This is a genomic window from Bradyrhizobium sp. B039 (assembly GCF_038965675.1).
Lineage (GTDB): Bacteria > Pseudomonadota > Alphaproteobacteria > Rhizobiales > Xanthobacteraceae > Bradyrhizobium > Bradyrhizobium diazoefficiens.
In genome coordinates, this window is record NZ_CP152416.1 from 6214368 (window position 1) to 6226478 (window position 12111).

Sequence of the window (12111 nt, forward strand, 5' to 3'; positions counted from 1 at the left end):
AAACCCCTTGTTCCGCCACTGCACGGCGGTTCGTTTGCGATGTTTACCTTTGGATTATGTCAATCACGCCGGCGCGAGATGACGTAGGATTCGTCAAGAAACCAGAGCCCGTTGTACTTTCTCAGCACGTCCCTGGCGGCATCCAGAGTGCGGCCGTTTTGAGTCATTTCTGCCAACCGGTCGTCCTCGATCTGAGCGACATACACCGCCGCATTCCACGCTGCAAAGGCCGTCGAGGTTCCGATAGTACCCGTCACCTCGTTGGGCAGCGCTTCCATATCATACCTGAAGATCGAGCGGTTGTCCGCGTAGGCATTAAAATTTAGGTCGCGGCCCAACGATCCGAGCTCGTACTTAACTGCGCGCAATAGCTCATGACGACTGACCGCGAAAGGATTTTCTCCGGGCCAGATTGCCTGGATCATTTCCATGCCCGGATCGTGACCATGGGAGTGAATACCGATCAGGCGCCCCCCCGGCCGCAATGCCCGCGCCAGAGGCGCAATGATCCGCTTTGCCCGGAAATTGACCGAGGACAGCGCACGGTATGGCTGGGATGCAATAACGAGGTCGAAATTGGCCTCGGTCTGGCCCGGCCGCGGAATGGTCGAATCCAGCAGGAACCGGTGATCCTCGCGATAGAGCACCAGGACGACCGGCCGCTCGTAGAGCGGCATGGCCGTGCGCGGGCTGATCGCGGCGCGCCAGTTCTGCTCCAGGAACGGCCGCAGCTCTGCGATCTGCTGCTCGAACTCGCCCGACGAGGCGCCACGTAGCGGAACCTCGTGCCAGACGGTGGCGGCCGCCGCTGCGGGCGATGCCGGCGTGAGCCAGGGCGCCTCCGAATAGAACATGTTGGTGAAGACGAACACCGACGCAGGATGCTCGAAAATGCGATCCGGCACCTTCTCCAGCGTCAGGCGCAGGTCCTCGAGACTGAGCTCCTTGCCGGCGACATAGAACGGCATGTGCGGAAAGCGCTGGTGCGTCGCGCGCAGCACCCGCGCCAGCACCGTGCCGTCGCCGACGCCGGCGTCGAACAGGCGCAGCGCCGGCGGGCGCGGATGGATGGCGGCCAGTTCCAGCGCAACCCGGTCCGCGATCACCCGCTTTTCGCTACAGGTGTGGACGAACAGCAGATATTTCTGCCGGTTCTCGAAGAAACGGAAATTACCACGCGGATCGCGCTTTTCCGGAGGCACCTGAAGGCCTCGTGGCGGCGGCACGCCGCCGGCCATCGACGCCGCCATATAGGCCTGGATCCGCTCCAGCGTGTCGATGGTGATGCGCTTTCCCTCGCGCAGGCGATGCACCAGCTTCCCATCGTTCACCGCGCGCCGGCCAAACGTCGATTCCGCCATATCCGCCTTGCGGCAGAACTCGGTGATCTGGCTCAGGATTTCGTCGTTTTTCATGAGTGGGAAGGTGGTGGGCAGCGATGTTGGGTCCCACCTCTTAGCAAAGTCTGCCCACCGGGGGAATACCCTCGCTTGCTTTACCCCAGGTCCAACGACGGGAGCGTGAACCCCGGCGTACCGCCGGGCAACAAACAAGCACTTCTCCTCTTCCGGGACGACCGCCATGCGCCGCCTGCTCGTCGCGCTCTGCCTGCTCACCGTCGTGCTGGGGTCGGCGTCGGCCCAGGCGCAGGCGCGCAACGGTCGACGCCTGCACCAAGATCATCGCGCTGAAGGTGTTCAAGGGCGAACAGCTCGCGACCGTCTATTTCTGGCGCGCGGTGGGCTGGAACAAGAAGGGCGACTACACCAAGGTCATCACTGATGCCACGGAGGCAATCCGGCTGCAGCCGAGCCAGGCGGTCTATAACCTCAGGGGCTCGGCCTATTACGACAAGGGCGACTACGACATCGCGATCGCCGATTTCGACGATGCGCTGAAGCTCGGACCTCCCAGCGGCATCATCTTCCACAATCGCGGCAACGCCTGGCGGGGCAAGCACGACTACACCAAGGCGATCGCCGACTACGACATGTCGATCAAAGCCGATCCGAAATCGGCGTTCTCGTTCCAGAACCGCGGCATCTCGAAAGAAGCACTCGGCGATCTCGACGGCGCGCTCGCCGACATCAACCAAGCGATCCGGCTCGACCCGACGCTGCCGCAGCCGCTGATCAACCGTACCTCGATCTGGCGCGCCAAGGGCGATCTCGATCGCGCCATCGCCGATGGCAGCGAGGCGATCCGGCTCGCCGAGAAAAAGCCGCCGGCCAACATCATGACGCCGCCGAACAGCGTGCTGATCTCGGGCTATACCCATCGCGCGCTGGCCTATGAAGCGAAAGGCGACTACGCCCGCGCACGCGACGACTACAAGGCGACGCTGGCGATCGTGGCGTCGGACGCCGGCAGCAAGGCCAACCAGGCGACCGCAAAAGTGCGGCTGTCGCTGGTGAGCGATGCAGCTGTGCCGATCCCGCGCGATGCGCTGCCCACGACGCAGCCGACAGCGGCCCCTGCCCCGCAGCAGACCGGCGCGGCATCCGCGCCCTCGCCTGCTCCGGCCGTGCGCGGCACGCGCATGGCGCTGATTATCGGCAACGGCGCCTATGCGCATGTGAAGGCGCTGCCCAATCCACCCAACGACGCCCGCGCCGTCGCCAAGAGCCTGCGCGACATCGGCTTCACCGTGTCGGAGGGCGTCGACCTCGACCGCGCCGCGATGCAGAAGATGACGCGCGACTTCCTGCGCGATGCGGCCCGGGCGCAAGTCGCCGTGGTCTACTATGCCGGCCATGGCGTGCAGGTGGACGGCCGCAACTATCTCATTCCCGTCGACGTCGAACTCAAGCCGGGCACGGCCATGACAGAGGCGATGATCGACATGGACACGATCATGGCCGGCCTCGACGATCAGGTTCGCACCAACATTTTGATTTTCGATGCCTGCCGCAACAACCCGATGGCACAGCAGGTGGCTTCAGCCGCTGCCAATCGCGGCATCGAGGGCGCCTCGGGCCTCGCGGCTCCAACGAGCCTCGGCGCCGGGGCGACACTCGGCGCCGGCACGCTGATCGCTTTCGCCACCGCACCGGGCCAGGTCGCGCTCGACGGCGACGGCGCCAACTCGCCGTTCTCCGCCGCGCTATCCCGTCACATCGGCACGCCCGGGCTGGAGGTGCAGCAGATGCTCACGCGGGTGCGGGCGGAAGTGGTGTCGACTACGAAGAACAAGCAGGTGCCGTGGTCGAATTCGTCGCTGCTGGGTGAGGTCTACCTGGCGGAGAAGTGACGACGCGCTTGCGCGTCGTCATCCCGGGATGGTGCGCAAGCACCAGACCCGGGATCTCGAGATCCTCAGGTGCGCAAGCGCGCACCATAGTTCGCGCTACGCGCGCCCCGGGATGACGCTGTGCCTCAGTTGCCCCACACTTCCTTCGCGATCTCCACAGCAAGGCTCAGCTTGGCCCACTGCTCTTCCTCGGAGAGGATGTTGCCCTCCTCGGTCGAAGCGAAGCCGCATTGCGGGGACAGTGCGAGCTGCTCCAGCGGCGCGAACTTGGCGGCTTCTTCCAGACGGCGCTTGATGTCGTCCTTCTTCTCGAGCTCACCGAACTTCGAGGTGATGACGCCGACCACGACGACCTTGTTGCCCTTGGGCAGGAAGCGCAGCGGCTCGAAACCGCCGGCGCGGTCGCTGTCGTACTCCAGGAAGTAGCCGTCGTAATTGGTGCCGGCGAGCATGGTCTCGGCCACCGGCTCGTAGCCGCCCGAGGAGATCCAGGTCGAGCGGAAATTGCCGCGGCAGACATGTGTCGTCACCACCATGTCGGCGGGCTTCTCGGCCAGCGCGTAGTTGATGATGCGCGCATAGATCTGCTGGAGACCATCCGGATTGTCGCCGCGCTCGCGCGCCTTCTGCAATTCGTCCGGCGAGCAGAGATAGGCCCACACGGTGTCGTCGAACTGGAGATAGCGGCAGCCGGCGTCATAGAACGCCTTCACGGCCTTCCGATAGGTCTTGCCGAGGTCCTCGTAGAAGGCATCGAGATCGGGATAGACGTCCTTGGAGATCGACTTGCGGCCACCGCGGAAGTGCAGCACCGCCGGCGAGGGGATCGTCATCTTGGCGGTGACGTGGGCCTGGTCGGCGCACTTCTTCAGGAAGCGGAAATGGTCCAGCATCGGGTGGTCGTCGGGGAAGTCGAGCTTGCTGATCACGCGGACCGCATCGTGACGGGTCTGCACGCCGGCGAACTGGATGCCGGTGTCGGGGTGAAACAGCTCGCAGCCGGTGAGCTTGGCCAGGAAGTCGAAATGCCACCAGGAGCGGCGGAATTCGCCGTCGGTCGCAAGCTTCAGCCCGACCGAGGCCTGCTTGTGCACGACCTTCTCGATCTCCATGTCCTCGATCTTGCGCAGATCGTCGGCCGAGATCTCTCCCTTCTCAAGCCTGGCGCGGGCTTCCTTGATCTTGGCGGGGCGCAGGAGGCTGCCGACCTCGTCGGCACGGAAGGGGGCTTTGGTTCGCTGCATTCTTGAACTCCCGAGGATTTTTTAGTGGGCCGCCGCCCCTGCGACTCCGAGGTGGCGCTCCAGGACCGAGGGGTCGGCCTTCAGCGCGGCACTCGGGGCGTCGTGGACGATCGTTCCGCGTTCCAATATCACAACACGGTCGGCGAGCCCCAGAATCTTTTGCGCATTCTGCTCGACGATGATCGAGCAGATGCCGCCAGCGCGGGTGATGGTGCCGATCGCCTTCAACAGCTCCTCGACGATGATGGGGGCAAGGCCCTCGGTCGGCTCGTCCAGCAGCAGGACCTTCGGGTTGAGGGTCAGCGCACGGCCGATCGCCAGCATCTGCTGCTCACCGCCGGAGAGCTGGTTGCCAAAATTGCCCCGCCGCTCCTTCAGCCGCGGAAACATCTCGTAGACCTTCTCGACCGTCCAGGGACCGGGCTGGGCCACCGCGGTCATGTTCTCCTCGACCGTGAGCGAGCGGAAGATATTACGCTCCTGCGGCACCCAGCCGATGCCAGCGCGCGCCCGCTGGTCGGGTCGGAGCGTGGTGACATCCGTGCCGGCGAGCGCGACGGTGCCGGAGAAGCGGCGGGTGACGCCGACGATGGAGTTGATCAGCGTGGTCTTGCCGGTGCCGTTGCGTCCGAGCAGCGCCAGCACCTGCCCTTCGGCGAGGCGCAGGGACATCTTCGGCAGCACCACCGCCTCGCCATAGCCCGCGCGCAAGGCTTCGATCTCGAGCAGGTCAGACATTGACCGCCTCCTCGCCGAGATAGACCGCTTTGACCTGCGGGTCGCGCGCGACCTGCTCGGGCGGGCCTTCTGTGAGCAGCGCGCCGGAGACCAGAACCGAAATCCGGTCGGCGAAGGAGAACACCAGATCCATATCGTGCTCGATCAGCAGCACCGTGACGTCGCGCGGCAGGCTGCCTACGACGGCGAGAATATCGTGGCGTTCACTCTCGGGCACGCCGGCGGCGGGTTCGTCGAGCAGCAGTACGCGCGGCTTGGCCGCAATGGAGACCGCGATCTCGAGCAGGCGCTGCTTGCCGTAAGGCAGGGTCACGGTCTCTTCGTTCATCACATCGAGAAGATGGAAGCGCGTCAGGAGATCGGCGATCTCGCCATTGACGTCGCTGCGCGTGCCCATCCGCCGCCACCAGTCGCCGCCATGGCCAAGGCGCTCGGAGACGGCAAGGCCGATGGTCTCGAGCGGGGTCAGGTCGGGGTAGAGCTGGTTGATCTGGAAGGTGCGCGACAGGCCGCGCAACACGCGCTTGTGCACGGGCACGTCCGTGATGTCCTGGCCTTCCAGCAGGATGCGCCCGGAGTTCGGCTTCAGCACGCCGGTGAGCTGGTTGATGACAGTGGTCTTGCCGGCGCCGTTCGGGCCGATCAGCGCGTGGCGGGCGCCCTGCTCGATTTTGAGCGAGAGATCGCGGGTGACGCGCAGGCCGCCGAACTGCTTTTCGAGGTTCTGGGTTTCGAGCGCGATGGTCATGCGTCGCTCTCCGGCACGGCGACGACCGCTTTACGGCCCGCGACCTGCTTGATGATCAGGTTCGGCACATACAGCACCCAGCGATGCAGGCGCTGGCGGCCGACCAGCACGATCACGACCAGCACGAGGCCGATCCAGAACTGCCAGTATTGCGGGGTGATGGTGGAGAACAATTCCTGGAGCATACGGAACACCACCGCGCCGACCAGCCCGCCATAGAGATAGCCGGCGCCGCCGATGACGAGCACCAGCATCAGGTCGGCGGAGCGCTCGAAGGCGAACACGTCGAGCGAGGCGATCGCGGTGGTCTGGGTGAACAGCGCGCCTGCGATGCCGGCATAGAACGCCGCCAGCGTATAGATCGCGATCAGGCGGCGGTTGACGGGGATGCCGATCGCCGCGGCCCGCAGCGGATTGTTCTTGATCGCACGCAGCGACAGGCCGAACGGCGAATGCACGACGCGGCGGGCGAACAGGAACAACACGAACAGCACGGCCAATGAATAGAAGAAGCCGGCCTTGCCGAACATGTCGAACGGAATCTCGCCAAAGATCGGCTGCATCTCGATGCCCTGTAGGCCGTCGGTTCCGCCGGTGATGTTGGAGAAGCGCTCGGCGAGCGCCTCCAGCAGCAGCGCGATGCCGAGCGTCACCATCAGCCGGGTGAGATCGACGCCGCGGATCACGAGGAAGCTGGTGGCGAAGCCCAGCACCATCGCGGCAAGGCCGGCCACGATCAGCGCGAGCACGGGCTCGTTGATGATCCCGTGAAGAGCAAGCAGCCCCGCCGCATAGGCGCCGACGCCGAAGAAGGCGGCGTGGCCGAGCGAGACGATGCCGGCATAGCCGAGGATGAGATCGAGCGACATCGCAAACAGCGCCAGCCGCAGGATGTCGGTCATGATCAGATAGCGCGTGGGAAATGCAAAGCCGCAGGCCAGCACGATCAGCCAGAACGCGACTTCGCCATAGTGCCAGCGCGCATGCCGCTGGGCGTGATAACCGACGTCGGAGGAAGCGCTCATCGGCGAACTCAACGCGCGGCCGTGCGGCCGAACAGGCCGTTCGGGCGCCAGATCAGGATCACGATCATCATGGTGTAGATCACGAAGGGGCCCATCTTCGGCACGTAGTACTTGCCGGCGACGTCGCCGATGCCGAGCAGGAGCGAGGCCAGGAACGGGCCGGTGATCGAGGACGAGCCGCCGACGGTGACCACGATCAGGAAGTAGATCATGAACTTCAGCGGGAAATACGGGTCGAGGCCGAGGATCTCGGCGCTGAGCGCGCCACCGAGGCCGGCGAGCCCGCAACCGAATGCAAACGTGAAAGCGAACACCTGCGGCACGTTGATGCCGAGGCCGCTGGCGGCGCGCGGATCGTCAACGGCGGCGCGCAGCCGGCTGCCGAAACGGGTCTTGGCCAGCACCATCTGGAGCGCGATGGTGAGCAGGCCGCAGATCACGATGATCATCAGCCGGTAGCGGCCGATGCCGACGCCGAACAGGTCGAACTGGCCCTGGAGCGCGGCCGGCAGGTTGATGAAGACCCGCGACGAGCCCTGGATGTAGTCGACCGCCGCGACCGACATGAAGGTCAGGCCGATGGTGAACAGCACCTGGTCGAGATGGCTGCGCGTATAGAGATGGCGGTAGAGCGTACGCTCGAGCACGATGCCGATCGCCGCCGACGAGACGAAAGCGAGCGGCAGCGCGGCGAAGAACGGCCAGCCCATCCGGTTGACCAGCACCATGCAGACATAGCCGCCGGTCATGGCGAAGGCGCCGTGAGCGAGGTTGACGAAGTTCATCAGGCCGAGCGTGACCGCGAGCCCGCAAGCGAGCACGAACAGCAGCATGCCGTAGGCAACGCCATCGAACAGGTTGGTGAGGATAGAGGTCATCGTCTCAGCTTGGGTTATCGGTCATGGCCGGGCAAAAGCACGAAGTGCGTCCGTCTTCAAACAAATGTCCCGGCCATCCACGTTCCTGTTTCGGCTCTCGCGTGGATGCACCGGTCAAGCCCGGGCATGACGAGAGCGGGGCGCGAGATCCCGGGCTCGCGCCAATGCGCCCCCCGGGATGACGCGCTTTCGCGCGTCACTTCTTGGTCTTGCCGAGGTCCTTGACGGCTTCGAAGGTCGCGAACTCGACATTGTAGAGCTCGCCGTCGACCTTCTCGACCTTGCGGATGTAGATGTTCTGCACGATGTCGCGCGTCTCGGGGTCGATCGAGATCGGGCCGCGCGGGCTCTCCCACTTCTGGCCCTTCATCGCCTCGACCAGCTTGGTGCCGTCGGTGTCGCCACCGGTCTTCTTCAGCGCCTCGTAGATGAGGTGGATGCCGTCATAGCCGCTCACCGCCATGAAGCCCGGACGAGTGCCGAAGGCCTTCTTGTAGGCCGCGACAAAATCCTTGTTCATCGCGGACGGATGCGCCGCCGAATAAAGGTGCGCGGTGACCGTGCCGAGCACGGCATCGCCCATGTTGTTGAGGAGATCGTCGTCGGTGACGTCGCCCGGTCCGATCACCTTGATGCCGGCCTTGTCGAGGCCACGCTCGGCATACTGCTTCATGAAGTTGCCGCCCTGACCGGCCGGCACGAACACGAAGATTGCGTCGGGCTTGGCGTCCTTCATGCGCTGAAGGAACGGCGCGAAATCGGGATTCGCGAGCGGCGTCTTGACCTCTTCGACCACCTCACCGCCACCGGCGGTGAAATTCTGCTTGAAGAAGTTCAGCGCGTCGTTGCCCGGCGCGTAGTCCGAGGTCAGCGTCGCCACCTTCTTGATGCCGTTCTTCACCGCCCAGTCGGCGATGATGGTCGAGGACTGCGCCAGGGTGAAGCTGGTGCGCACGATGTAGGGCGAGCGCTCGGTGATGATGGAGGTGCCTGCCGCCATCACGACTTCCGGAATCTTGGCCTGCGTTGCCAGCGGCGCGGCGGCGAGGGCTGCCGGCGTCACGCCGAAGCCGGCGATGAAATTGACCTTGTCGTTGACGATCAGCTCTTGCGCGGCGGTCTTGGTCTTGTCGGGAATCGCGGCGTCGTCCTTGAGGATGATCTCGATCTTCTTGCCGGCGACGGTGTCGCCCTTCTGCTGCATGTAGAGCTTGATCGCGTTCTCGATCTGCTTGCCGGTCGAGGCCTGGCCGCCGGTCATCGGCAGGATCAGGCCGACCCTGACGGTGTCCTCGGCCCTGGCCGGCGCGACGGCCACCAGGCCTGCAACGGCGGCCACCGCGGCTGCCCAAGAAAGTTGTTTGCGTTCGAACATCAGAGTGTCCCTCCCCTTGATTCCTGACCTCTTGTGCGGCGAACCGAGTGCCCGGTCCTTGCCTCACTCTAGCTCACGCGCGAGCCTTATCGCGCGCCACATGGCGTCCTTGGCGCCCCCCTTGTCAATCGGACGTTTGGCGACCATTCGGCGCAAGCCGAGCGTCCCGATTTCCGACGGCGGGGAGTGATGTCGCGGTTACGTCGAGGTGACCCGAACGCCCCGACCTTGGCCGCTTTTATTTGTACGATTGTACAAATAAAATGGACCTGTCAACGAAAAAGCCCCCTCGCCGGCCAAGCCACGTTGTCGCGAGCCCGGCGCCGCAGTCTAGAAACGCGACGGGCCGCGTGGATGGAAGATTTCGTCTTTCTTTTGCAGAATTGGTACATCTGGGGCCTCGCGCCGGCTCCAACCCGGTAACTTATTACCTACCTCGAATAAGTCTATTTTACCTTGTTGAAGGCTACTCTCGCGGCGCCAGCCTGACCCGGCGTCCAACCAGACCGAACCAGCGCGCCCCCACAATGCCCAAGCCTTTCCGCTTCCTCCTGCCCCTCCTCGCGCTTGCCGTGGGGCTGTCCGGCTGCGGCACGGTCAATGAGAAGCTGTCGGCCGGCGTCGGCGATTACGTCCCGCAATGGGCCGGCGGCCTGCCGGCCGACGCCCCGCCGCGGGCAGGCACGCCGCAATACGGCGCCTACATGAAGGAGCGCGAGCGCAAGCGGCTGCTGCCGGCGGCCGATCGCGAGAAGGAAGAGCAGGCGCAGAAAGGCGCGACGGGCACTCCGTCGAGCGGCGCGGTGCGCTAGGTCGGTGCGCTCCTTCGCCTCGCTTGCGGGGAGAGGGGTGGGGTGAGGGGGAGTCTCCACGGGGACGGTGACAGTTGGAGTCGCGGAGAGTCCCCCTCACCCGGATTGCATCGTCGATGCAATCCGACCTCTCCCCGCAAGCGGGGAGAGGTGAAACAACATCAATCCATAAACACCACGGTCTTGCGGCCGTTGGGGATGACGCGGTCGTCGAGATGGTAGCGGATCGCGCGCGCCAGCACGCGGCGCTCGATGTCGCGGCCCTTGCGGACGAGATCTTCGGGCGTGTCGCGGTGGCTGATGCGCTCGACGTCCTGGTCGATGATCGGGCCCTCGTCGAGGTCGCGCGTGACGTAATGCGCGGTGGCGCCGATCAGCTTGACGCCGCGCTCATGGGCCTGGTGATAGGGTTTTGCGCCCTTGAAGCCCGGCAGGAACGAGTGGTGGATGTTGATGCATCGGCCGGAGAGCTTGGCCGACAGATCGTCCGACAGGATCTGCATGTAGCGCGCGAGCACGACGAGATCGGTTCCGGTCTTGGCGACCAGATCGAGGATCTGCGTCTCCTGCTCGCGCTTGGTCTCCTTGGTCACAGGCAGATGATGGAACGGGATGCCGCCGAAATCGAGCCCGGCATAGACCTCGCGCGGATGGTTGGAGACGATCGCGGTCGGGACCATCGGCAATTCGCCGGTGCGCCAGCGATAGAGGATGTCGACCAGGCAATGGTCGGATTTCGACACCAGCAGCATCACCTTGCGATGCGCGGCGCGGTCGCGCATCTGCCACTCCATGCCGAAGCGCTCCGCGATCGCGGTAAAGCCGGTCTGGAGCGCGGTGAGCTCCACGGCGAGATCGGCCGCGGTGAACACCACCCGCATGAAGAACTTCTTGGTCTCGACGTCGTCGAACTGCTGGGCGTCGAGAATGTTCTGTCCGTTATGGGCCAGGAAGGTCGACACCGCCGAGACGATGCCGGGGCGATCCGGACAGGACAGGGTCAGGACATATTGGTGATCGGGCATGGCTCTTGATGAAGGTTTGGGCAAATGATGCGGAACAACTCGCGATTTGCGCCCTGCTCTATCACCGACCCCGCCCTTGCGCCAATCCCAAGACTTGCTTCTACGTAAAGTGCAGAGTCAGGATGAACGGACCATTGCGATTTGTACTGGAGCACGCCCATGGCCGACCGCTTGAACGGCTACCGCATCCTGATCCTGGAAACGCGCGAGGAGGCGCAGTTCTCAAAGCTCCTCGCCGAGCAAGGCGCCGATGTCGTGCAGTGCCCGATGTTCACCATCCACGATGCGCCGGACCCAGCCCCGGTCGAGGCCTGGATCCGCCGCGCCATCGACAGGCCCTTCGACGATCTCGTGCTGATGACCGGCGAAGGCCTGCGGCGGATCATGAAGCTCGCGCGGACCCGTGGTCTCGACCAGGCTCTGGTCGCGGCCCTCGCCAAATCGCGAAAATTCACCCGCGGGCCGAAGCCCGGCAAGGCGCTGCGCGAGATCTCGCTCGAGGCGCAGCAGACCACGGAGAAGCCGACCACCGAGGGCGTGATCGAGATGCTGGGCAAGCTCGACCTGAAGGGGCGGCGCCTCGGCCTCCAGCTTTATCCGGACAAGGACCACAGCACCCTGACCGGCGCACTCTCGGCGCAAGGCGCCGAGGTCGATACCGTGCTGCCCTATGTCTACGATTCAAAGGCGGCGGATGCCAACATCGTCGCCGCCATCGACGACATGGCGGAGGGACGGATCGATTCCATCGCGCTGACCAATCTCGGCCAGGTCCGCCGCCTGATCGAAGCCGCAAAGGCACATGGCAGCGAAGCGAAGTTGCGCGCAGGGTTGGAGCGGACGCTGATTGCGTCGGTGGGCCCTGCGGTGTCGGGGGAGCTCGCCGCGCATGGCCTGCGCACGGACATCGCACCGGCGGAAGATGCGTATTTCATGCGGCCGCTGATTTCGGCGATGGCCGCAGCGCTCGCCGAGAAACGGCCGAAGGTGGCGGGTTAATCACCAGGCGACGATGC

The 12111-nt window shown here is 64.7% G+C and carries 10 protein-coding genes and 1 pseudogene; 3 read left to right on the plus strand and 8 right to left on the minus strand.

Going from position 1 to position 12111, the window contains the following annotated elements:
• Window positions 1-59: 59 nt before the first annotated feature.
• Entirely contained in the window at window positions 60-1415 is a 1356-nt protein-coding gene (locus AAFG50_RS29590; protein WP_028173200.1) for a hypothetical protein, read from the minus strand.
• 166 nt (window positions 1416-1581) lie between these two features.
• On the opposite strand from AAFG50_RS29590, the pseudogene AAFG50_RS29595 reads away from it, so the two are divergent.
• Window positions 1582-3250: pseudogene (locus AAFG50_RS29595) on the plus strand (caspase family protein).
• Between the two features lie 125 nt (window positions 3251-3375).
• On the opposite strand, the gene AAFG50_RS29600 reads toward AAFG50_RS29595, so the two are convergent.
• From AAFG50_RS29600 to AAFG50_RS29625, 6 genes are all read right to left on the minus strand, one after another.
• Window positions 3376-4494, minus strand: a complete 1119-nt coding sequence (locus tag AAFG50_RS29600; RefSeq protein ID WP_011088689.1) for a cobalamin-independent methionine synthase II family protein — start codon at window positions 4492-4494, stop codon at window positions 3376-3378.
• Between the two features lie 21 nt (window positions 4495-4515).
• Window positions 4516-5232, minus strand: a complete 717-nt coding sequence (locus AAFG50_RS29605) for an ABC transporter ATP-binding protein (protein ID WP_028173199.1) — start codon at window positions 5230-5232, stop codon at window positions 4516-4518.
• Window positions 5225-5980, minus strand: coding sequence for an ABC transporter ATP-binding protein (locus tag AAFG50_RS29610; protein WP_028173198.1), 756 nt, complete (start codon window positions 5978-5980; stop codon window positions 5225-5227). The genes AAFG50_RS29605 and AAFG50_RS29610 overlap by 8 nt, the downstream gene beginning before the upstream one ends.
• A complete protein-coding gene (locus AAFG50_RS29615; protein WP_028173197.1) occupies window positions 5977-7005 on the minus strand; it encodes a branched-chain amino acid ABC transporter permease in 1029 nt (342 codons plus the stop codon). The genes AAFG50_RS29610 and AAFG50_RS29615 overlap by 4 nt, the downstream gene beginning before the upstream one ends.
• 8 nt (window positions 7006-7013) lie before the next feature.
• Entirely contained in the window at window positions 7014-7883 is an 870-nt protein-coding gene (locus tag AAFG50_RS29620) for a branched-chain amino acid ABC transporter permease (protein ID WP_011088693.1), read from the minus strand.
• A gap of 196 nt (window positions 7884-8079) precedes the next feature.
• Window positions 8080-9258, minus strand: coding sequence for an ABC transporter substrate-binding protein (locus AAFG50_RS29625; RefSeq protein ID WP_028173196.1), 1179 nt, complete (start codon window positions 9256-9258; stop codon window positions 8080-8082).
• A 527-nt stretch (window positions 9259-9785) separates the two neighbouring features.
• On the opposite strand from AAFG50_RS29625, the gene AAFG50_RS29630 reads away from it, so the two are divergent.
• Window positions 9786-10070 carry a hypothetical protein gene (locus AAFG50_RS29630; protein ID WP_028173195.1) on the plus strand — a complete coding sequence of 95 codons (285 nt, stop codon included), beginning with the start codon at window positions 9786-9788 and terminating at the stop codon, window positions 10068-10070.
• A gap of 161 nt (window positions 10071-10231) precedes the next feature.
• Here the strand turns inward: AAFG50_RS29630 and purU are convergent, their stop codons facing one another.
• Window positions 10232-11095, minus strand: coding sequence for a formyltetrahydrofolate deformylase (gene purU / locus AAFG50_RS29635; protein ID WP_028173194.1), 864 nt, complete (start codon window positions 11093-11095; stop codon window positions 10232-10234).
• Window positions 11096-11254: 159 nt separating this feature from the next.
• Between purU and AAFG50_RS29640 the strand changes: the two genes are divergently transcribed.
• Window positions 11255-12094 carry a uroporphyrinogen-III synthase gene (locus AAFG50_RS29640; RefSeq protein ID WP_011088697.1) on the plus strand — a complete coding sequence of 280 codons (840 nt, stop codon included), beginning with the start codon at window positions 11255-11257 and terminating at the stop codon, window positions 12092-12094.
• Window positions 12095-12111: the final 17 nt, after the last annotated feature.